Below are 21188 nucleotides of genomic sequence, written 5' to 3' on the forward strand. Positions count from 1 at the left end.
GTTACACCCCTGGGGTGCCTACCCGGGCATCACCCGGCAGGACATCGGCAGCGGGCGGGCCCTGGTCCGTTGCACGCGGCTGACGGCGGGCTCAGCGCACCTTTTCGCCGGCCGCCAGCGCCGCGATCGTCCGTTCCAGGCGGGCCTTGCGGGTGCGGTCCGTTCCGGCCTTCAGCAGGCCGAGGACGACCAGGTACCGCTCCGTCTTGTTGAGCCCCTCGAAGGTCTCCCGCGCCCGCGAGTTCGCCTCGAGCGCCGCTTCCAGGTCCGGCGGCACCGTGGCGTCCCGCTGGGAGACGTACGCGGCCTCCCAGCGTCCGTCCGCCTTGGCCACGGCAACCTCCGCGAGCCCCGCCTCCCGCATCCGCCCCTGTGCCGTCAGCTCCTCGACCCGCTTGACGTTCACCTGCGACCAGGTGCTCCGCGGCCGGCGGGGCGTGATCTTCTGCAGGTAGTGCACATCGTCGCGCGAGCGCCGCAGGCCGGTGATCCAGCCGAAGCAGAGCGCCGCGTCGTTGACGTCGCCGGCGGTCGGCGAGGGCACCCCGGAGCCCTTCTTGGCGAGCTCGACCCACAGGCCGGGCACCGTACCGTTGTGCTCCTCCAGCCAGGCCTCCAGCTCTGTCAGACCGGCGAAGCCGAGCAGCGGCAGTCCGTCCAGCGTTTCCATCGGCACCTCCTCCTTTCGGCTCACGCTAGAGCACCGGGCGGCCGGGCCCTGCCCTGATTCGGGTGCGCCGAGAATCCCGTGGCCGACGCACGACAAGCGGAAGGGGCCGTGCACCCCTCTGCGGGTGAACGGCCCCTTCGTGAACGGCTCCTTGGTGAACGGCCCCTCGGGCCGCCGCTGTGGCCGGCCCCGGCAGATCAGACCTTCAGCGGCTTGATCGCCGTCGGCGCGTGGCCGGGTTCCGTGGCGAGCTCCTCGAACTCGACGACGTTGCTGATGTCCGCCGTGGTGCTCATGGAGATGTTGGTGACCCGCTCCAGGATCGCCTCGACGACGACCGGCACCCGGTACTCGGCCGCGAGCTTCTTCGCCTCCTCGAAGGCGGGCAGCAACTGGTCCGGCTCGGTGACCCGGATGGCCTTGCAGCCCAGGCCCTCCACGACCTTGACGTGGTCCACACCGTAGACGCCGAGTTCGGGGGCGTTGATGTTCTCGAACTCCAGGTTGACCTGGAAGTTGATGTCCAGGCCGAGCTGTGCCTGGCGGATCAGGCCCAGGTACGAGTTGTTCACCAGCACGTGGACGTACGGGATCCGGTGCTGCGCGCCGACCGCCAGCTCCTCGATCATGAACTGGAAGTCGTAGTCGCCGGACAGGGCGACCACCGGGGACTCCGGGTCGGCGGTGGCGACTCCGAGGGCGGCCGGGATGGTCCACCCGAGCGGGCCGGCCTGGCCGCAGTTGATCCAGTGGCGCGGCCTGTAGACGTGCAGCATCTGCGCGCCGGCGATCTGGGAGAGGCCGATGGTGGTGACGTAACGCGTCTCCGGGCCGAAGGCCTTGTTCATCTCCTCGTAGACGCGCTGCGGCTTGAGCGGCACGTTGTCGAAGTGCGTACGGCGCTGCAGCGTGGCCTTGCGCTCGTTGGTGGCGGCCACCCACGTGGCGCGGTCGGGCAGCCTGCCGGCCGCCTTGAGTTCCTTGGCGACCTCGACGAAGAGCTCCAGCGCGGCCTTGGCGTCGGAGGCGATGCCGTAGTCCGGCGCGAAGATCTTGCCGATCTGGGTGGGCTCGACGTCGACATGGACGAACGTGCGGCCCTCGGTGTAGACGTCCAGCTTGTAGCCGGTGTGGCGGTTGGCCCAGCGGTTGCCGATGCCGAGGACGAAGTCGGAGTCCAGGAAGTTCGCGTTGCCGTAGCGGTGCGAGGTCTGCAGGCCGACCATGCCGGCGTTCAGTTCGTGGTCGTCCGGGATGGTGCCCCAGCCCATCAGGGTCGGGACGACGGGGGTGCAGGTGATCTCCGCGAACTCGACCAGCAGGTCCGAGGCGTCGGCGTTGATGATGCCGCCACCCGCGACGATGAGCGGTCGCTCGGATTCCAGCAGGAACGAGATCGCCTTCTCGATCTGGGCCCGGGTCGCGGACGGCTTGTAGACCGGCAGCGGCTCGTACGTCTCGGGGTCGAACTCGATCTCGGTCAGCTGGACGTCGATCGGCAGGTCGACGAGGACCGGACCGGGACGGCCGGAGCGCATCAGGTGGAACGCCTGCTGGAAGACGCCGGGCACCTGGGCCGCCTCCAGGACGGTCGTCGCCGCCTTGGTGACGGGCTTGGCGATCGAGGCGATGTCGACGGCCTGGAAGTCCTCTTTGTGGATCACGTGTGTCGGGGCCTGGCCGGTGATGCACAGGATCGGGATCGAGTCACCGATCGCCGAGTACAGGCCGGTGATCATGTCGGTGCCCGCCGGGCCGGAGGTGCCGATGCACACCCCGATGTTGCCGGGGTTGGCCCGGGTGTACCCCTCGGCCATGTGGGACGCCCCCTCGACATGACGGGCGAGCGTGTGGTCGATGCCGCCGCCGGCCTGGAGGGCCTTGTAGAAGGGGTTGATCGCCGCGCCCGGCACACCGAACGCGTGGGTGACGCCTTCACGCTTGAGGATCTCAACTGCCGCGCGGGCGGCGGTCATACGAGGCATGGGGTGCTCCTGCTCCGGCCTGGCGGATCGGGCTCTGTCGCGCCACCTGAGAGCTTCGATTCCGAGTGCTTCCGAGTTCTTCCATGATGCGGAAGTTAAGTTCTGCTATACGGAAGCAATGTAGGACGCCCCCGTGACGACGTCAAGACAGGGGCGGCGCCGGGCGGGCCGGTCCGGTCCGGGCCGACAGGGGGAACCGGCCGAGTCCTCGAAGTGCCTCGCGAAGTGCGCACAGTTGGTGGACGATGGACCACAGCCCTGGGGAAGCGGCCGGAAGGGGGCCAGTGATGATCGAGAGCGTGCCGGTGCGCTGTCCGGCCTGCCGCCGGGACCACCTGTACGCACCGCCGGTCTATCCGTGCGCCTGCGGCGCCCCGCTCGTGCCCCCGCTGGTACGCCCCGCCACTCCGGAGCCGATCACCCACCGCACATGGACGGACGACTGGGTGGCTGTGCGCTGCCCCGAGTGCGACCGCCGGGACGAGTGGCCGCAGCCCGAGCTCGGCTGCCCCTGCGGGACGGTCCTGCGCATCGCCGTCCACCCGGACCGCGTATCCGCGCCGGAGCCCGCGTCCATGACGGAGATCGCGTCCGGCACGATGCCCGCATCCGGCCCGGAGCCCACGGAAGCCTCCGGGCGGCACGACCCGGCCGACGGGCCCGTACACGTACCGCTGCCGCGTACCGCCGTCGCGGCGCGGCGCCCCACCTTCCGGCCGGTCACCATCCGCACCGCCCGCGACGCGGTCACCGCCGCAGCTCTCTATCTCAAGTGGCTGGGCTTCCGCGACGTGGTCCAGCCGGACGTCAGGCCGCTCTCCGGGATCGATCTGCACGGCCCCGGCCTGGTCGCCCAGGTCGACCCGTCCACCCGGCCCGCCACGCTGCGCGACATCGAGTGTCTATGGCTGAACGGGCTGAGCGCGTCGGCCGAGAGCGTCTTCTTCTCCCTCGCGGGCTATGCGGACGACGCACGGGCCCGCGCGGACACCCTCGGCGTCCCGCTCTTCGTTCTGGACCTCACGGGCTGCCCCCAGCCGGTGAACGGCCCCGCGGACGACCTGATCTCCGCCGGCGGGTGACACGGCCAGGTGACGCACGAATCGGCCTGAACCCCAAGCAAAACGCCGAACCTCAAATAAAGCTCTGAACCAGGACTTTCGTGCTTCACCACCGCCCGCGACCGGGCACAACACCAGCACGGTCGCGGCTCGGGGGAGGTGGGCGCGATGCCCTTGGACATGTGGTGGTTCATCGGTGCTGCGGGAGCGTGCCTGGCGGCTGCCGCCGCGCTGCTGCTGCTGCCGGGTGCGCCGGTCGTCGTCGAGACGCCGGGCCCGCAGTCGGTGGCCCTGCTGCGCGGCGGACGCCGGGCGGCGGTCGTCGTGGCGCTCGTCGCGCTGCACCAACGCGGCGTGGTGACCACCGGGCGGCACGGCACGGTCCGGACGGACGGCTGGACGCACGTCGCCGTACGCGACCGGCTCCAGCTCGCCGTGCACACCTCGTTGCGGCGCCCCGTCGGCGTGCGGGTCGTCGTCACCGTCCCCCGCGTGCAGAAGGCGCTCGACGCACTGCGCGACGAGTGCGCCGCCGCCGGACTGCTGCGGGCCAACGCACGGTGGCGCGCCGCCCGCGTGCTGCTCTGCGCCGTACCGCTCACGATCGTCGCCGGACTGCTGGTCAGGCCGATGACCGCCCCCAACACCCCGCTCCAGCTGGCGATCTCGACCGTGCCGTTGGCCGTGGCCGCCGCCCTGTGGGCGATCCCCCGCCGAACCCGCGCGGCCCGCCGGCTGCTCGAGTCCCTGCGCGAACGCCGGCCGATTCAGCGGCGACCGCCGCGCGGCGCCGCGGCCGAGCAGCACGCCCTGATGTCCGTGGCCCTGTACGGGGACCGCGCGCTGCAGCGGTACGTCCCCCACTTCGCCCGGGACGGCGGGCTGCTCGGCCACGGCAGCCGGAACACCGGCATCGCGGTGTTCAACACCGCAGCGGACCCGAGGCCCACGGGCGCCGAATCCTTCGGCTGCGGGGCGGGCTCGGGTGACTGAGGGCTGGTCGAGCATGCCGCACCCGCGCGGTGCACCAGCACGTGCGGCCCGCCCCGCTGCCCCGAGCTCTTGGGCGGCGGCAGCGCCCCGCGCCCCCGGGCACGTGCGTGGACCCTCCCGGCCCGAAGGAGACGCCGTCACGGGATCCGCGCTCGAGAAGGCCGGTGCCGCCCGCTCGAACACACCGGAGGCGACAAGGCCGATGCCGAGAACTGACCCCGCCGTAGCCGGCCCCCGTCGGGCCGGCTACGGCGCGTTCGTCCCGGAGCGGACCGGCGCCCGTCCGCTCCGCGGTGCGCAGCCCGCCGTTCGGACCGGGGCGGACCACCGGCTCGGCCCGAGGGCATTTGTCAGCCGCGCTCGTCAGCGTGCTCGGAGCCGTACTGCCTGCGCAGTTCGACCTTTCTGATCTTGCCGCTGACCGTCATCGGGAAGCCGGTCAGGATCTCCAGACGGCGCGGGATCTTGTAGTGGGCGAGCTGCTCGCGGCAGTACGCGGTGATGTCCTCCAGCGTGGGCGGGTCCGCCGGGTCGCGCGGGATCACACAGGCCAGGATCTCCTCTCCGTACCGCTCGTCGGGCACCCCGACCACCTGGACGTCCGCGATCTTCGGGTGGGAGTACAGGAACTCCTCGATCTCGCGCGGGTAGACGTTCTCACCACCTCTGATGATCATGTCCTTGATCCGGCCGACGATCTGCACATAGCCGTCCTCGCGCATCACGGCCAGATCGCCGGTGTGCATCCACCGGCCCGCATCCACCGCCTCCGCGGTCTTCTGCGGCTCCTCCCAGTAGCCGAGCATCACGCTGTAGCCGCGCGTGCACAGTTCGCCCGCCTCGCCTCGCGGCAGGGTCACGCCTGTCACCGGGTCGATCACCTTGACCTCGACATGCGGCAGCACCCGGCCGACCGTGCCGGTGCGGCGCTCCAGGTCGTCGTCGCGCCGGGTCTGGGTGGAGACCGGCGAGGTCTCGGTCATGCCGTAGCAGATCGACACCTCCGCCATGTTCATCTCGGCGACGACCCGCTTCATCACCTCCACCGGGCACGGCGAGCCCGCCATGATGCCGGTGCGCAGCGAACTGAGGTCGTACGTGGCGAAGTCGGGGAGGTTCAGCTCGGCGATGAACATCGTCGGCACGCCGTACAGAGAGGTGCAGCGCTCCTGCTCGACGGCGCGCAGCGTCGCTGCGGCGTCGAACGAAGGGGCCGGGATGACCATGCAGGCGCCGTGCGACGTGGCGGCGAGATTGCCCATCACCATGCCGAAGCAGTGGTAGAACGGCACCGGGATGCAGATCCGGTCCTGCTCCGAGTAGGCGATCAACTCCCCCACGAAGTAACCGTTGTTGAGAATGTTGTGATGGGAGAGCGTGGCCCCCTTCGGGAAGCCGGTGGTACCTGAGGTGTACTGGATGTTGACCGGATCGTCGCAGGACAACTCTGCCTCGCGGGCGGCCAGTTGTTCGTCCGGGACCCGCTGGGCGGCGTCCAGCAGCATGTCCCAGGAGCCGTCCTCGATGTAGTGCACGGACCGCAGCCCCGGACAGGCGGGGCGCACCGCGTCCACCATGGCCCTGTAGTCGCTGCTCCTGTGGGTCTGCGAGGCGATCAGCACCGAGATGCCGGCCTGGTTGAGGACGTACTCGAGCTCATGGGCCCGGTACGCCGGGTTGATGTTCACCATGATCGCGCCGATACGGGCCGTGGCGTACTGCACCAGCACCCACTCCGCGCAGTTGACCGCCCAGATCCCGACCCGGTCGCCCTTGGCGACCCCGCTGCCGAGCAGGCCGCGCGCCAGCTGGGCCACGGCGGAGCCGAACTCCGCGTACGTCCAGCAGGTGCCCTGCGCCACGTCGACAAGCGCCTCACGCTCCGGCCACGCGGCGATCGCCCGGTCCAGACTGCGCCCGATCGTGTCGCCGATGAGCGGCACCGTGCCGGTCCCGTGCGCGTAGGACAGCTCCGTCATCGCATGTCTCCCTCGTCGTACTCGGCGGCCGATCCCTCGGCCGTGGCCTCGCGCAGCTCGATCCGGCGGATCTTCCCCGACACGGTCTTCGGCAGCTCGCCGAACTCCAGCCTGCGGATGCGCTTGTAGGGCGCCAGCACGGCACGCGAGTGTTCGAAGATCAGCTTCGCGGTCGCGGGTCCTGGCTCCCATCCCTCGGCGAGCACGACGTACGCCTTCGGTACGGCGAGGCGCACCGGGTCCGGTGCGGGAACCACCGCGGCCTCGGCGACCGCCTCGTGCTCCAGCAGCGCGCTCTCCAGCTCGAACGGCGAGATCTTGTAGTCGGACGCCTTGAACACGTCGTCGGAGCGCCCGACGTACGTGATGTATCCGTCGGAGTCGCGCGCCCCGACGTCGCCGGTGCGGTAGTAGCCGCCGGCCATGGCCTCGGCGGTGCGCTCCGGGTCCCCGTGGTAGCCGGTCATCAGGCCGACCGGAGCGGTGGACAGGTCCAGCGAGATCTCGCCCTCCTGGGCACCCGGCTTCCCGGTGACCGGATCGAGCAGCTCCACAATGTAGCCGGGGCTCGGCCGGCCCATCGAGCCCGCCTTGAGCAGCTGACCGGGGCTGTTGGAGACCTGCACGGCCGTCTCGGTCTGCCCGAAACCGTCACGGACGGTCACGCCCCACTCGCGGCGCACGGTCTCGATGACCTCGGGGTTGAGCGGCTCACCGGCCGCCACCACCTCGCGCGGGGGCGTGGTGAGCGAGCTGAGGTCCGCCTGGATCAGCATCCGCCACACGGTCGGCGGGGCGCAGAAGCTGGTGACCGACGCACGGTCCATCTCCGCCATCAGCCGACCCGCGTCGAACCGCGTGTAGTTGTGGATGAAGACGCACGCCTCGGCGTTCCAGGGGGCGAAGAGATTGGACCAGGCGTGCTTGGCCCAGCCCGGCGAGGAGATGTTCAGATGCACGTCGTCGGGCTTCAGGCCGATCCAGTACATCGTGGCCAAGTGGCCGACCGGGTAGGAGACATGAGTGTGTTCGACGAGTTTGGGCTTGGCGGTGGTGCCGGAGGTGAAGTAGAGCATCAGCGGGTCGTCGGCGCGGGTGGGCCCGTCGGGTTCGAAGCTGTCGGGGCACGCGTACGCCTCCTCGTACGGCAGCCACCCCTCGGTCCCGCCGCCGCCGCCGACGACGGTCCGGGTGTACTCGCCCGGCACCTCGGCGAACTTCGCGGCATCCTCGGCGCGCACGATCACATGGCGCACCCGGCCCCGCTCGATCCGGTCGCGCAGGTCGGCCGGTCCCAGCAGCGGCGTGGCCGGGATCATGACGGCGCGCAGCTTCATCGCGGCGAGCGCGGCCTCCCACAGCTCGACCTGGTTACCGAGCATCACGAGGATCCGGTCGCCGGCACCCACTCCCTGCGCGCGCAGCCAGTTCGCGGCCCGGTTGGAGCGTGCGGACATCTCGGCGAAGGAGAACCGGGAGCGGGGACCGTCCTCCTCGACGATCTGAAGTGCCGGTGCGTCGTTGTGTTCGGCGATGACGTCGAACCAGTCGAGGGCCCAGTTGAAGTGCTCGAACCGGGGCCACTCGAAGCCGTCGTACGCGCCTGCGTAGTCCTCCCGGTGCTGCAGCAGGAAGTCCCGTGCGGCCCGGAACCTCTCGGTCGCGCTGCCAGACGTCATGTGTCCTCCTCATTGCGGGACCGTCGATCGACATCGTGTAATCGGTGCCGCACATCTCACTACCCCCGTACGGGGGTGCTCTGTCGCCCGAGTGAGTACCGGTGGGTGCCGGCAGGAGGATCAACGCGTGAGCGGACCCGACGAAGCGGTCGAGATGCGGTCGGCGCTGCTGCGGCTGCGGCGCACCACTGGGCTGCCCGTCGCGTTCGGCGGGCTGCTGCACGACGCCCGCCGGCTGCGCATCGCCGAGTTGAACGGAACTGCGACGAGCGCGCTGCGCGGTCTCGCCATCTGCGCGGGCAACGGTCTCGGCGGCAAGTCGATGGCCCTGGCGAGGCCGTGCGCGGTGACCGACTACCCGTCGGCGCGGCACATCAGCCACGAGTACGACGCGGCGGTCGCGGCCGAGGGGCTGCGCTCGGTGGTCGCGGTGCCTGTCGTCGTGCGGCGCCGGGTGCGGGGCCTGCTGTACGGGGCGCTGCGTACGCCGGTGCCGCTGGGCGAGCGCACCCTGGGCGCCGCGCTGGCGGTCGCGCGGGACGTGGAGCAGACCCTGGTGGTGCGGGACGAGGTACAGCGGCTGCTGGTCGTGGCGCGGGAGCCGGTGGCGCGCGGCACGGGGGCGCTGGAGGTCGTCCGGGAGGTGCACGGCGAGCTGCGCGCGCTGGCGCCGCGCATCGCCGACGAGGAGCTGCGCGCGGAGCTGTTGGCCGTGTGCGGGCGGCTGGCGGCCGCCGCGTCCCCGGGGGCGGCCGACCGCGCGCACAGGGTCACGCTCGCGCCGCGGGAGCTGGATGTGCTGGCGTGCCTTGCCGAGGGTGCGACGAACGCGACGGCGGCGGACCGGCTGGGCCTGAAGCCGGAGACGGTCAAGGGCTATCTGCGGTCGGCGATGCGCAAGCTGGGCGCGCACACGCGCATGGAGGCGGTGGTGGCGGCACAGCGGGCGGGGCTCCTGCCGTGACGGCGGCGGCGCGGTGTCCCGGTCCGCGCTGCGGGTCAGGAATCCGGGCGCGGGACCCTGGCGACCGGTGGTGATCCCCGCGGTGCGGCACGGGCCCGTACTGGCCGGGAGCACGCCGTCGGGGTCCGTACGGGGCCGGGAGCACGCCACCCGGGCAGAGGCACACCATCCGGCACGGGCCGCCCGCCCGGGAGCAAGCCACCCGGGCCGGGAGCACACCATCAGCCAGGGAGCGCGCCGCCCGCGCCGGCCGGCCGGTCGCCGGGCCCCGGACGCTAGGACCGCGTCAAGACGCGACCTGTGCAGGTCAGCGGCGCGTCATGGTTCCGCCGCTCCCGGCAGGTACCGGCGGACAGCGGGTCATGCTTCCAGGTGCCGGTACGTACGTCCGGCACACGGAACTCGCCCGGAGGGCACCATGGACAACCTTGTGGCAGGGGACGCGGACCCCGATGAACATCGCCCGGCAGGGCCGCTGTTCGCACCAGTTCGGCTCGGTTCTGCCGGGGGACATCAACTCCGTTTCATGCACACACCGCTCGGTGCACGCACCGCCGTCGGCTTCACCAGCGAGGAGCGGCTGACCGCCGTACTGGGCGAGGGCCAGGCGTGGATCAGGCTCGCGGCACCCGCGCTGCGGGCGCTGGCCGAACCGCTCGGCATCACCGTGCTGACGGTCGACCCGCAGTTCACCGCCCCCTCGCCGGCGACCACCCCGTCCGTTGCGCACACCGCCCCGGCAGGCCCGTGCGGCCGCCGTCCCGAACGGGACCCGGCCCGGAGGCGCAGCAGGTGATGGTGCGGGTGCTGCCGGGTATCGAGGCGGGCCCGGCCGGGCCGCTCGACGAGCTCGCCTCGCTCTTCCGGAGTTGCTGGAGCGCCCCGGGCTGCCTGGACGGCGTACGCGCACGGCTCGCCGACCCCGACGAGCCGTGTCACCCCTCCGGGCGGTGGACGGCGCGGCAGCTCTGCCTGCCGGAGCCGTGAGGCTAAGCGGCGAACTCCCCGAACCGCACGTCGCGCGTCGCGGCCGAGGTCATCGTGGCGAGCACCGCCTCGCCCTCATCGGCCACGGCCGCACGCTGGGCACGGGTGAGCTCCAGGAACGGCTGGACGGTCATGACGGCGGTGTCCTTGGACTCCTCGAGCCGCCACAGCCCGCCGAGGAAGCCGTCGGAGAGGAAGACACGGTAGGGCTGGTTGCCCTTCCATGTACGGCCCCTGACGTCGTCTGGGACCACCCGGCTGCGGTCGGAATGCGAGAGCAGCAGATTGTCGAACTCGGGCAGGAAGCGCGGCGGGGCGGGGGTGTCGGCGTCGGGACGGGGCGCGTCGGGGAGGTCGAACAGCTCCACCCCCTTCTCGTCCTGGAAAATGACCAGTTCGGGGCGCAGCCGCTCGAAAGGCTCCCGCAGCCGCGTCAGTCCGGACCACGTCTGCATGTCCTTCACCGAGGCGGGCCCGAAGGCGGCGAGATAGCGCCGGACCATCGTCTCGGGCTCCGGGGAAGGCTCCAGCGGACGCCCGATCCACTGCTCAGCAGTGGTCAGCATGACCTGGCCGCTGCTGCCCCACAGTCCGCGCGGGGTGACCTGTACCAGCGGCAACAGGCAGCGTGCGGCGACGGTGAGCGCCAGAGGCTCGGCGCCGGGCCACTCCTTCAGCAGGGCCTCCCGGAGCTCCTTCATCGGGCGGGGGCGCTCCTCGACGAGCTCGCGGCTGAGGGCGGTGAGCCGGTCGAGGTCGACGCCGCTCAGCCCGTTGCGGAACCACTTCAACTCGCGTTCGGGGCCGCCGGATTGAGCGAAAGGACGCACGGCGAGGCAGTCCTCGGCGGTGTGCGTGTGCAGGGTGGAACGGATGGTCACCATCCGGGCGACCTCGCGCGAGGCCATGAGCGCGGAGAGTTCCCGGGGGTCGAAGGCGTCCAGCCGGGCGGCGAGCGCGAAGTAGGGCGGCTTGACGTTCTGCGCCTGGAGTCCGACCAGATGCCGGACGGCGCCCGCGACGGACATCTCGGCCCGGGGAGCGCGGCGCAGCAGCAACTGTCGCTCCAGTGTGGCGCGGTTGAGTGCGCGGTTGCTCAGGACGGGGTGGGTCGTCTTCGTCGCCATACGCCATACGCTACTTAGCGTTGCGGACAGCTTCTGTCCTTTAACCCCGCAGACGTGCCCCCAGACGTGAACCCCGCAAAGAGGAGTGGTCCGGGAACCGGAGGGGTTCCCGGACCACTGTGGGCCGATCACCTGGAGGTTCGTCAGCGGCTCGACGCCGTTGTTCGTCACGGTGAAGGTGTGGTGGATCGTCTGGCCCTCGGCGAACGAGCTCTCCGCCGCCGTCTTGGTGACGGTCGGAGCCGGAACCGCGCCCCCGCACTCGACGTGGCCGATGACGACCTCGGCTCCACCGGGGGCGGGCAGCAGCTCCAGGTGCAGGGCGTCGACGGTGATGACCCCGTTCGCGTCCGTCGACTGCGCTGGGCGCCGCGTTGGCCTGGAGTGCGCCCGGGGGCAGTGCGTCGACGGTGACGCTGCCCGCGGCGATCACACGCGCGTTCCGGGCAGGACGCGAAATTCGATCGACATGACGATCCCAGCGGCCGTATCTTCGGCCGGTCCCAGCGTTCGTTGCGTCCGAACAGGTGCATTTGATGACGGTCCAGGCAATCGCGGCCAACTTCCACCGGCCGCCCTCCCCAACCGTTCTGACCTCTTCGGACCAAAGGAATCCCAGAAGTGGATCTGCCACGTAGTTTCACCATCCGCGAGAGCAGCCATCGCCTCTGCAATCCGTTCACGAGCGAGAAACTGGCCATCCTGGGCCAGGCCATCAACCCGTCGCCGGGCACGCGCATGCTCGACCTCGCTTGCGGCAAGGGCGAGTTGCTGTGCACCTGGGCGCGCGACCACGGTGTGACCGGCACCGGGGTGGACATCAGCACCGTCTTCATCGGCGCCGCCCGCGCGCGGGCCGTCGAGCTGGGCGTGGCCGACCGGGTCGGCTTCGTGCACGCGGACGCGTCGGGCCATGTCGCCGACGATCCGGTCGGCATCGCCGCATGTGTGGGCGCCACCTGGATCGGCTCCGGAGTGCCGGGCACCGTCGAACTTCTTCGGCGCAGCCTGGCCCCCGGCGGAATGATGCTGATCGGCGAACCGTACTGGCGGCGCGAGCCCCTGGACCAGGCGACCGTCAATGCCTGCCATGTCGCCCGCAAGGACGACCTTCTCCCGCTGCCGGAACTGCTCGAGCAGTTCGGCGACCTGGGCTGTGACGTCGTGGAAATGGTCCTGGCCGACCAGGACAGCTGGGACCGGTACGTCGCGGCGCAGTGGCTCAACATCCGCCGCTGGCTCGACGCCAACCCCGACGACGAGCCGGCCGACGAGTTGCGCGCGGAACTCGCCGCGGCTCCCGCCCAGCACGCCAGGTACCAGCGTGAATACCTCGGGTGGGGAGTGTTCGTACTGATGAACCGCTGACACACCACTCCAAGTGAGCCCCGGCGCAACCTGCCGGGGCTCACTCCCTGGGCGCCGCACGTCGAACGCCCCGGAACCCCGTGGGCTGAACGCGCTCTACGCCACCCACAGTTGCCACGACCGACGAACGAAGCCAGGCGGAGGTCGTGGGAGAGTGCACCGGGCCGTAGTGCGGACACCTGGGCGCGGTGGACACCGGCCATCAGTTGCTTACCGGGACCCACCGCACGCTAGGAACTGCACAGCCTGCCGGTGTACCAGGCGTTGCGGTACTCGAAGGCCCAGCCCAGGCGGGTCTCGCCGGGGTCGACGCACCTGTTCGTGTCGAAACCTCCGACAGCGTCGAGCCGAATCTGGATACGCGATCCGTCTGTGGTGCAGTGGTTGTACCAGGCGAAGGCTCCGGACTCGGAGTACCCGCACGGTTTGGCCAGGGCCTGCTCACTGGCCTGCGTCGCCGCTCCGGCAGGGCCGGTCGTCGTCATCAAGGCCAGAATCGTTGTGCCGGCCAGCGCCGCCCATCGCCTCCTGAGCCGTGTCGTGCCGATGCCGGGTTCCGATTCATTCCTCACACTCTCACCCCGTTCGTGGCGTTAGGCCCATCCGATGGGGGCCTCAGTCGGGCTCGAGGGCGGCGAACAGAGTGTCGACCGCCCTCAGGGGCGGGCGAGGGGTGCCGTCGCTGGATCAGGTCGTCGTGGCCGGCATGCACCGCGATGTCACCGAGGCGCTCGGCAAACCTGTGCATCGCCGCCACCGCGGCCTCGTACCGGGCCGTGGCTGTGCGTGGTGATCGCGGCGATTGCCTTGATCTCCGTCAGGACGGCGGCCAAGCTGTGCACGACCGTGCTCGAGGACCGACATCGGGTGAGATCCACGACTGGCCGACCGTTCGCAACTGGCCCTGGACCACCTGCTCTACGCCCTGCTCGTGAATCTCAGAGCATGATGAGCAGACGTGTCTTCGGCTTGAGCTTCCTGTTCACCGAACGGCTCTGCACGTATACCTCCAACTTGGGATTACGCCCCGCCTTCACGGAGACGGTGCCCTGGATACCCGTGCCGAACAGAAGACTGCGTGCCGCATCGCCCGTGTATGCGCGGTCGGTGTCCTTCTCGACCACGATGACTTCCTTGTCGGGCTGAACCTGAACCCGGGTGCCCAGCTGGTAGTAACACGACCCGCGTTCGTACGTCACGCCCGGATGCGAATCAACGAAGGATCGAATCTCGACCTCCGTGTCGACCTTCAGGAGTCGATACTTGTCGGCCGGGATCGGTTCGAGGTTCGCCCGCACGTCGTCGACCGATATGTCCTGGCCGACCGCGAACAGGTTCTTCGTGCCGCGCACGCCCTGCTCGCGGCCACGGAGGAAGCTGGTGGCGGCAGCGCGCACCGTACCGATTGCCTCCTCGACACCCTCCTTGGAATCCGCATCCCAGATGGCGATGTTTCCGGCCGGGAAGCCGTAGTTCTGGGCGGTTCGCTTCGCCAGGGAGTTCGGAACGAGGATCGCGGAAGTCCAGTGGCCCGGAAGCGCACCCATCTTCGCCGCGATCCTGTCGAGCCAGGGGCCGAGGATGGCCATGTCGCCGTCGTGCCGTCTGTCGCCGCCGGAGGCGTTCTCCTCGCCGTCCGTCACCACGATCTGGAGGAAGCTGTGCTCGCCGTACGCCTCCCAGATGTGGCCCAGGTCGTCCAGAGACTTCAGAGAGGCTTCGATGAGGGCCGTAGCGCCGTTCTTGACCTTGTACAGACCCCGCATGGACGGCAGATGCTTCACGTCCATGTCCCAGACCAGGTTCTCCACCTTGTGGTCGAAGGAGTAGAGGCTGATCCGGGTCTCATGACCGAGGCTGTCCGACTCGGCCTTCAAGCCCGCCACGAACTCGTCCACGACGCGGACGAGTTGACTCTGGTGCTGATGCATGGAACCCGAACAGTCCACTACCAGCGCGACGTGATTCACCTTGTGCTGGATCTTGTTGGCGGACACGTTTCTGCTCCTTCGCCGAGGCTCCCCGAGTGATGTCTCCACACTATGGGGAGCCACTGACAACGGGCTTGACGGATGATCACCTGCCGGACCCACGGCAGACCCCCAGGCGGGAGGCAGCGGTGAGAGCCAGACGCCCGTGTTCCGATCACACGGCAATACGGTGCTCCATCACGCCGTGCTGGGATGCGCGTCAGGAGCCGGCCGTCCCTGCGCGACCGTCGGCGCTCGCCGACGCGATCGCTCCGTCCTCGTTCGGCCAGCGGGGCTAGAACCTCTTCGCACCCGCCGCGATGGCCTCGCGAATGCGGTTGTAGGTGCCGCAGCGGCAGATGTTGCGGATCTCGTCGAGGTCGGCCTCGCCGATCTCCCGGCCCGCCTCGCGTGCCTGCCGGACCTTGGCGACGGCGGCCATGATCTGGCCGGGCTGGCAGTAGCCGCACTGGGCGACGTCGTACTCCAGCCATGCCTCCTGCATCGGGTGCAGCTCCTTGCCGACCGTGGCGGGCAGTCCCTCGATGGTGGTGACCTCGTCGGTCGGCCCGATGTCCTTGACCGGGACGGCGCAGGGGTTGAACGCCTTGCCGTTGATGTGGCTCGTGCAGGACTGGCAGACGCCGACCCCGCAGCCGTACTTCGGCCCGGTGACTCCCAGGACGTCCCGGAGCACCCACAGCAGCCGGACGTCGTCCTCGATGTCCACGGTCACCGGCTTGCCGTTGAGGATGAAGGTGTGTTGCGGCACGGGTGGCTCCTAGAAGGCGCGGTCGAGGCCGTCGGTGGGCGAGGCGGGGATCGGCGGGGAGGTGGGCAGCGGCGTGAAGCCCAGCGGTTCGCCGTGGTTGATCGGGAAGGTCGTCGGCATGCTGCCGGTGGCCCGGCCGTAGGCACAGGCCACGGCGGCCATCGCGCCGGCGACCGCCAGCTCCCCCGCGCCGCCCGGCTTTCCGGTGGTCGGCGGCATCACGACGATCTCGAGCTCGGGCGGGGTGTTCCACTGCCGTGTGTAGAAGTAGTTGTCCCAGCTGCCCTCGAGGAAATGCCCGTCCTTCAGATGGAGGCCGGAGCTCAGGGTGATGGCGATGCCGTCGATGATTCCGCCCATCATCTGTGCTTCCAGCCCACGCGGGTTGACGGCGAGGCCGGCGTCGACGGCGCAGACGATCTTCGTGACCCGCGGTCCTGTGTACGCGTTGCGGATCTTCCGCCCGGTCGTCTCCGGCCGGCAGTCGATCTCGGCGAGGACGGCCACGAAGGCGTGGTATTCGGGGTGGACCGCGATGCCCTGCGCCATGCCGGCGGGCATCGTACGCCCCCACCTGCCCACCTCGGCGACCTTGTCGAGCACCGCCCTGGCCCGCTCGTCCTTCAGGAACTGGCGGCGGAAGGCGTAGGCGTCCTTGCCCATCCGCTTCGCCAGCTCGTCCACGACGAGCTCCTGCGCGCAGCGGACGTTGGGCGAGTAGATGTTACGCATGGAGCCGGTGTTGAAGCCCTTGTCGGTCTCGCTGAGCAACTGCGTGGTCGCGCCGAAGTGGTACGGGCTCTGCTGGGTGAGCTGGAAGATCGTCTCGGAGAACGTCAGGTCTCCGACGGGCAGTTGGGCCGCCCCCGCGGTGATGATCTCGCCCACCCCGTGGCCGAAGTCGGTGGCGACGGAGGTGTGGCGCTGCTCGTACGTGAGTACCTGACCGAGCGTGTACGTGGCCCGGACCCGCGAGGTGGACATCGGATGCGTGCGGCCCTGACGGAAGTCGTCGGTCCGGTGCCACATGAGCTTCACCGGCTTGCCCATGGCCCGTGAGATCTCGGCGGCCTCCCCGGCCGCGTCGTGGAAGAGTTTCCGCCCGAACGAGCCGCCGCCCTCGGTGACATGGACCTTCACGGCGGTGACCGGCAGGCCGAGCCGGAGCGCGATCTGCTCCTGGGCGTTGATCGGCGACTTCAGACTCGCCCAGATCTCGGCCGAGTCGGGCCGCACATCGGCGACGGCGCAGTTGGTCTCCAGGGCGCCGTTGCTGGCGAAGTGAAAGGTGAAGCGGGCGTCGACGGCCTTGGTGAGCAGCGGCAGCGGCGGTACGACGAGAGGCAGTTCGGCGCGTCGCAGTTCTTGGAGGACGGTGGCGTCCGAGGCGCCCTCGGCGGTGCCCGGCCCCCAGACGACCTCCAGGGCGCGGACCGCGTCGATGCACTGCCCGAAGGTACGGCCCCGGACGGCGACACCGGTGGAGATCCGTACGACATCGGTGATGCCGGGCATGGCCCGCACCTCGGCCAGGTTCTGCACCGAGCGGACCGTGCCGTTGATCGTCGGCGGCCGGCACACCATCGTCGGCAGCGCGTCCGGCACCCGCACGTCCATCGCGAACGTCTTGCGGCCCGTCACCGCGGCCGGCGCGTCGATCCGCCGGTGCCCGGTACCGATGACCTTGAATTCGGACGATTCCTTGAGCGTGACGGACACCTGGCCGGTGGCCACGGCAGCGGCCTTCGCGGCCAGCTCGCCGTACGTGAGGCTCTGCCCGGTCGCCGAGGTGATGACCCCGGCCTTGGCCGTGAGGGTACCGATCGCCTCCCCGAGTTGCAGGGCAGCGGCCTCCAGCAGCCGCCCACGAGCGACGGCCGCCGCCACCCGGATCGGGGTGAAGGTCGAGATGGTGGTGTTGGAGCCACCGGTGAGCTGGTTGAACAGCAGCTCGGGCCGTGCGTCGGCGAGTGTGACCCGCACCTTGTCCAGCGGCAGGTCCAGCTCCTCGGCGATCAGCATCGCGCTGGAGGTGGTGATGCCCTGCCCCACCTCGGCTCTGGGGAGCGCCAGATGCGCCGTGCCGTCGGACTCGATCCTGATGCTGATCAGATTGGCGGTGGGCAGGGCGGCATGGGTCAGCATGTCGTTGAGATCGTAGATCTCGGAGGGACCGGGAACCGAAGGGACCAATGCGGAGGCCTTTGCGGGGGCCGCGACGTCCGCGAGTTGCGCGGCCACGGTCAGCGTCGACGCCGCCACCACATATCCGAGGAACCGCCGCCTGCTGACCCCGCCCGAGTCGGCGCCGGTCTCCTGGTTCTGCGGGCTGCTCTGCACTCCCCTCACCCTCCCTCTCGACGACCACGAACTCGAACGCGCTCAGGTGCGCACGGAGTGGAACACACCGCGCCGGTGGAGCACCATGGTCCGGACGGCGGACCGGTGTCACGTGTCACCGGCGCGACGCGAGACGCCCACGCCGACACCGCCGGTCCTCACCGGCCGCCGCAGACCAGGACCGGACCGGCCCGAACCGTACCGGGGGTTACACCCGGCGGTACAGATGTTCATCCGATCTCCCCCGACCTGGCGCGGACTGTGCACACGCCGCGGAGGTTCACCGGGCCGATGCGTCTCGAGCCACGAGCAAGGGACCGGCATGGATGCCGACGGCGGGAGCGGCGGGTTCAGCCCCGGTCGGCCGCGGACGCGCCGGACCCGGCCGGGTCCGGTCCGTCGGAGGGGAAGCTCTGTTCCGTCCAGATCGTCTTCCCGGACCGGGTGTAGCGCGTTCCCCACCGGTCGACGAGCTGAGCGACGATGAACAGCCCGCGCCCGCCCTCGTCGTCCGCTTCGCTGTGCCGCAGATGCGGTGAGGTGTGGCCGGTGTCCGCAACCTCGCAGATGAGGGTGCGGTCGCGGATGAGGCGCAGGTGCAACGGTCCGCCGGCGTGCCTGACCGCGTTGGTGACCAGTTCGCTGACGACGAGTTCGGTCGAGAACGACAGCTCTTCCAGCCCCCATTCGTGGAGCCGCCGGGTGGCGAGCTCCCTCGCGCGGCCCACGGCGACCGGTTCGGCCGGCAGGTCCCAGCCGACGACCTGCCCGGCGTCCAGTTCACGGGTACGGACGAGCAGCAGGGCCCTGTCGTCGGCCGTCGTGCCGTCCGGCCGCAGTTCCGCCAGAACGCGGTCGCAGAGATCTTCCAGGGAGCCGCGGCGCTCGCCCAGTACCCGCCCCAGGGTGGCGAGCCCCTCGTCGATGTCGAGGTCACGGCCTTCGACCAGGCCGTCGGTGAACAGGGCCACCAGACTGCCCACAGGAAGCTCGATCTCCATAGATTCGAACGGCAGGCCCCCGAGCCCGAGCGGCGGCCCGGCCGGCAGGTCCGGGTACGACACCCGGCCCTCGGGGTCCACGACGGCTGGCGGCAGGTGGCCCGCCCGGGCCATGACGCAGTGGCGCGAGACCGGGTCGTAGACCGCGTAGAGGCAGGTCACCCCGGTGGCGTCATCGGTGTGCGAGTCCGCCAGCGGGCCGAGGACGTCCGAGCTCTCCTGCGTCGACTGGCCCACCAGGTCGTCGAGGCGCTTGAGCAGTTCGTCGGGGGACAGATCAAGGCGGGCCAGTGCGCGTACGGTCGTCCGCAGCCGTCCCATCGTGGCCGCCGCCTGGAGGCCGTGGCCGACCACATCCCCCACGACGAGGCCGACCCGGGTTCCGGACAGCGCGATGACGTCGAACCAGTCGCCGCCGACGCCTGTCCGGGAGTCCGTGGGCAGATAGCGATAGGCCAGGTCGACGGCGGTCGGCTGCGGCACGTGCTGCGGAAGGAGCTGGCGCTGCAGAACGTGTGATGCCGTGCGTTCCCGGGTGAAGCGCCGGGCGTTGTCGATGCACACTGCCGTACGGGCCGCCAGTTCGTCGGCGAGTTCCACCTCGCCGCTGTCGAAGGTGGCTGCCGGGTCGCGGTGGAAGGCGATGAGTCCGAGTGTGCTGCCGCCTGCCCTCAGGGGCACGACCAGGGTGTGGTCCACGCGTACGAGCCCGCCCGAGGAGAGGCTGCGGCGCTGGGGCGAGTCCGGCGGGTAGTCGACGGGTGAGGGCTCGGGCGATCCGCCCGTACCGTCCGGACCGTAGTCCAGAGCCGTTCGCGAGGCGACGCGTACGAGGGCGGAGAGCGCCTCGTCCCCGCTGGACAGAACGCCGCCCTCCAGCACCTCCCTGGCAAGATCGACCGTGACGGTGCGGGCGAAGTCCGGGACAGCCACGTCGGCCGCTTCCTCGGCCGTGGCGACCACGTCCAGTGCCGTGCCGATGCGGCGGCCGGCCTCCACGAGCAGGGCCAGTCGGCGCTGGGCCTCGTAGCGATCGGTGATGTCGAACGCGTCCTCGCACACGCCGAGCACGCGCCCGTCCGCGTCATGCAGCCGGTAGTAGGAGCAGGACCAGAGGTGGTCCGTTCCGGGATCGCTGGGCGGCCGGCCGAGGAAGTGCAGGTCGAGGATCGGCTCGCCCGTGTCGAGCACGCGGTGCATGACCCCGTCGAGTGTGCGCTCGTAGCCCTTGGTCACGAACCTGCCCTCGGAGTACAGCTCGTCCGCCCGCATTCCGCGGAACTCGGAGAACGGCAGGCCGATCTCCTCCTCGTACGCCGCGTTGCACCACGTCAGGCGAAGGTCGGTGCCGTAGATGGCCAGACCGACGGGCGACTGGGTGGCCAGCCCCTGCAGGAGCGCCAGCTGCGATTCCCATTGCCGCAGGCGATCCAGGTCGGCCGCGATCAGGACCTGGGCCGCCGCTCCCGTGCCGGACAGCGAGCACATGACGGTCCCGATCATCAGCGTGCTGCCGTTGCGATGCCTGGCGACGCGGATCTCGCTGCCGCTCAACCCGGTCTCCAGGGCCGGGCCGCCCGCCTGAGCCGCGGTGGCCTCGGACGTCCCGCGGGGAAGCAGGAACGTGTCCAGGGGCTTTCCGACGATCTCGTCCTGCGAGTAGCCGAGCAGATCCTCGGCGGCGGGACTCCACCCCACGACGATGTCCTGGGCGTCGAGCACCACCGTGGCGGCCCTCGTGACATCGAGCGGGCTACTGAAGTCGGCGTCCTCCGCCATGCTCCATGGGGTCATACGGCGACACCGGCCCGCATCGGTTCCGGATTCGGCAGCGACCACGACCGCCGTGACCACGACCGCAGGCACCTCACCCTCTGCCGGGCCCGGAGCACGGAGCGCGGGCCGGGCGCGGGAGCCGCCGGCCCGGTGGGCCCCGGTAGCTCCCTTGCGCCCTGCTCCCGCGTTACGGTCCGCCCAGCACCGCCGGCCACCCAGGCCTCGGGAGGCTCACCCCGCCGGCCTCCGGCGTTCCGCACGGCACCCCTGCCGCCGCTCACGCTCTCGCCCGCAGCACGCTCGCTCATCACCGACATCCGCCTGACCTGGTACGCCCCCTGGTTTCAGGACCTGGCACGCCCCCTGTTTTCAGTATGAGCGCCCACCCGGACAGGTGCCGCGTCCGGCAGGTCGGCCGGTGATCACGTGCGGCGGCCCGACGGCCGGCGGGCGTGGGGCCGGCCCTCGGGCCGCCGCCGGCGTCACCCGGTCACCCCCACGTGCTCACGACCGCGT

General features: G+C 70.5%; 16 protein-coding genes. 6 read left to right on the forward strand and 10 right to left on the reverse strand.

Annotated features, from left to right (window positions below):
- Nucleotides 1–91 precede the first annotated feature (91 nt).
- Together ABZ208_RS17730 and gcl are read right to left on the reverse strand one after the other, a co-directional pair.
- A complete protein-coding gene (locus tag ABZ208_RS17730; protein ID WP_356910379.1) occupies nt 92–670 on the reverse strand; it encodes a YdeI/OmpD-associated family protein in 579 nt (192 codons plus the stop codon).
- Between the two features lie 197 nt (nt 671–867).
- Nucleotides 868–2646, reverse strand: a complete 1779-nt coding sequence (gene gcl, locus ABZ208_RS17735; protein ID WP_356910422.1) for a glyoxylate carboligase — start codon at nt 2644–2646, stop codon at nt 868–870.
- Nucleotides 2647–2942: 296 nt separating this feature from the next.
- On the opposite strand from gcl, the gene ABZ208_RS17740 reads away from it, so the two are divergent.
- Entirely contained in the window at nt 2943–3737 is a 795-nt protein-coding gene (locus ABZ208_RS17740) for a hypothetical protein (protein ID WP_356910381.1), read from the forward strand.
- A 147-nt stretch (nt 3738–3884) separates the two neighbouring features.
- Nucleotides 3885–4709, forward strand: coding sequence for a TIGR04222 domain-containing membrane protein (locus ABZ208_RS17745; protein ID WP_356910382.1), 825 nt, complete (start codon nt 3885–3887; stop codon nt 4707–4709).
- 350 nt (nt 4710–5059) lie between these two features.
- On the opposite strand, the gene ABZ208_RS17750 is transcribed toward ABZ208_RS17745, so the two are convergent.
- Both ABZ208_RS17750 and ABZ208_RS17755 read right to left on the reverse strand, forming a co-directional pair.
- A complete protein-coding gene (locus ABZ208_RS17750; RefSeq protein WP_356910383.1) occupies nt 5060–6688 on the reverse strand; it encodes an AMP-binding protein in 1629 nt (542 codons plus the stop codon).
- Nucleotides 6685–8367 carry an AMP-binding protein gene (locus tag ABZ208_RS17755; RefSeq protein ID WP_356910384.1) on the reverse strand — a complete coding sequence of 561 codons (1683 nt, stop codon included), beginning with the start codon at nt 8365–8367 and terminating at the stop codon, nt 6685–6687. Before ABZ208_RS17755 ends, ABZ208_RS17750 begins: the two co-directional genes overlap by 4 nt.
- A 127-nt stretch (nt 8368–8494) precedes the next feature.
- Here ABZ208_RS17755 and ABZ208_RS17760 point away from each other — a divergent pair, with 127 nt between their 5' ends.
- From ABZ208_RS17760 to ABZ208_RS17770, 3 genes are all read left to right on the forward strand, one after another.
- The gene (locus ABZ208_RS17760) at nt 8495–9331 is read left to right on the forward strand and encodes a LuxR C-terminal-related transcriptional regulator (RefSeq protein ID WP_356910385.1); all 837 of its coding nucleotides are present in this window, start codon (nt 8495–8497) and stop codon (nt 9329–9331) included.
- A 418-nt stretch (nt 9332–9749) separates the two neighbouring features.
- Nucleotides 9750–10127 (forward strand): SAV_915 family protein, encoded by a 378-nt coding sequence (locus ABZ208_RS17765; protein WP_356910386.1) that lies wholly within the window; start codon nt 9750–9752, stop codon nt 10125–10127.
- Complete coding sequence (locus ABZ208_RS17770; RefSeq protein WP_356910387.1) at nt 10127–10318, forward strand: hypothetical protein; 192 nt, start codon at nt 10127–10129, stop codon at nt 10316–10318. The genes ABZ208_RS17765 and ABZ208_RS17770 overlap by 1 nt, the downstream gene beginning before the upstream one ends.
- A gap of 2 nt (nt 10319–10320) precedes the next feature.
- On the opposite strand, the gene ABZ208_RS17775 is transcribed toward ABZ208_RS17770, so the two are convergent.
- Nucleotides 10321–11445: a winged helix DNA-binding domain-containing protein gene (locus ABZ208_RS17775; RefSeq protein WP_356910388.1), complete on the reverse strand. Its 1125-nt coding sequence runs from the start codon at nt 11443–11445 to the stop codon at nt 10321–10323.
- A gap of 621 nt (nt 11446–12066) precedes the next feature.
- Between ABZ208_RS17775 and ABZ208_RS17780 the strand changes: the two genes are divergently transcribed.
- Complete coding sequence (locus ABZ208_RS17780; protein WP_356910389.1) at nt 12067–12813, forward strand: methyltransferase domain-containing protein; 747 nt, start codon at nt 12067–12069, stop codon at nt 12811–12813.
- 230 nt (nt 12814–13043) lie between these two features.
- Here ABZ208_RS17780 and ABZ208_RS17785 read toward each other — a convergent pair whose 3' ends face one another.
- The 5 genes from ABZ208_RS17785 to ABZ208_RS17805 form a co-directional block, all read right to left on the reverse strand.
- On the reverse strand, nt 13044–13298 hold the full coding sequence (locus tag ABZ208_RS17785; protein ID WP_356910390.1) for a DUF6355 family natural product biosynthesis protein: 255 nt from the start codon (nt 13296–13298) through the stop codon (nt 13044–13046).
- A 453-nt stretch (nt 13299–13751) separates the two neighbouring features.
- Nucleotides 13752–14810 carry a vWA domain-containing protein gene (locus ABZ208_RS17790; protein WP_356910391.1) on the reverse strand — a complete coding sequence of 353 codons (1059 nt, stop codon included), beginning with the start codon at nt 14808–14810 and terminating at the stop codon, nt 13752–13754.
- Between the two features lie 268 nt (nt 14811–15078).
- Nucleotides 15079–15555 (reverse strand): (2Fe-2S)-binding protein, encoded by a 477-nt coding sequence (locus ABZ208_RS17795; RefSeq protein ID WP_356910392.1) that lies wholly within the window; start codon nt 15553–15555, stop codon nt 15079–15081.
- Between the two features lie 9 nt (nt 15556–15564).
- On the reverse strand, nt 15565–17895 hold the full coding sequence (locus ABZ208_RS17800) for a molybdopterin cofactor-binding domain-containing protein (protein WP_356910393.1): 2331 nt from the start codon (nt 17893–17895) through the stop codon (nt 15565–15567).
- Between the two features lie 350 nt (nt 17896–18245).
- Nucleotides 18246–20690 (reverse strand): SpoIIE family protein phosphatase, encoded by a 2445-nt coding sequence (locus ABZ208_RS17805; RefSeq protein ID WP_356910394.1) that lies wholly within the window; start codon nt 20688–20690, stop codon nt 18246–18248.
- Nucleotides 20691–21188 lie beyond the last annotated feature (498 nt).

This window comes from Streptomyces sp. NPDC006208, from assembly GCF_040613775.1.
Classification (GTDB): Bacteria; Actinomycetota; Actinomycetes; order Streptomycetales; family Streptomycetaceae; genus Streptomyces.

Excerpts from the sequence above, each read along its gene's own strand:
- ABZ208_RS17785 (WP_356910390.1), bottom strand. The coding sequence starts at position 13,298 with ATGACGACGACCGGCCCTGCCGGAGCGGCGACGCAGGCCAGTGAGCAG.
- ABZ208_RS17775 (WP_356910388.1), bottom strand. The coding sequence starts at position 11,445 with ATGGCGACGAAGACGACCCACCCCGTCCTGAGCAACCGCGCACTCAAC.
- ABZ208_RS17730 (WP_356910379.1), bottom strand. The coding sequence starts at position 670 with ATGGAAACGCTGGACGGACTGCCGCTGCTCGGCTTCGCCGGTCTGACA.
- ABZ208_RS17765 (WP_356910386.1), top strand. The coding sequence starts at position 9,750 with ATGGACAACCTTGTGGCAGGGGACGCGGACCCCGATGAACATCGCCCG.
- ABZ208_RS17755 (WP_356910384.1), bottom strand. The coding sequence starts at position 8,367 with ATGACGTCTGGCAGCGCGACCGAGAGGTTCCGGGCCGCACGGGACTTC.
- gcl (WP_356910422.1), bottom strand. The coding sequence starts at position 2,646 with ATGACCGCCGCCCGCGCGGCAGTTGAGATCCTCAAGCGTGAAGGCGTC.
- ABZ208_RS17770 (WP_356910387.1), top strand. The coding sequence starts at position 10,127 with ATGGTGCGGGTGCTGCCGGGTATCGAGGCGGGCCCGGCCGGGCCGCTC.
- ABZ208_RS17750 (WP_356910383.1), bottom strand. The coding sequence starts at position 6,688 with ATGACGGAGCTGTCCTACGCGCACGGGACCGGCACGGTGCCGCTCATC.
- ABZ208_RS17740 (WP_356910381.1), top strand. The coding sequence starts at position 2,943 with ATGATCGAGAGCGTGCCGGTGCGCTGTCCGGCCTGCCGCCGGGACCAC.
- ABZ208_RS17745 (WP_356910382.1), top strand. The coding sequence starts at position 3,885 with ATGCCCTTGGACATGTGGTGGTTCATCGGTGCTGCGGGAGCGTGCCTG.
- ABZ208_RS17805 (WP_356910394.1), bottom strand. The coding sequence starts at position 20,690 with ATGACCCCATGGAGCATGGCGGAGGACGCCGACTTCAGTAGCCCGCTC.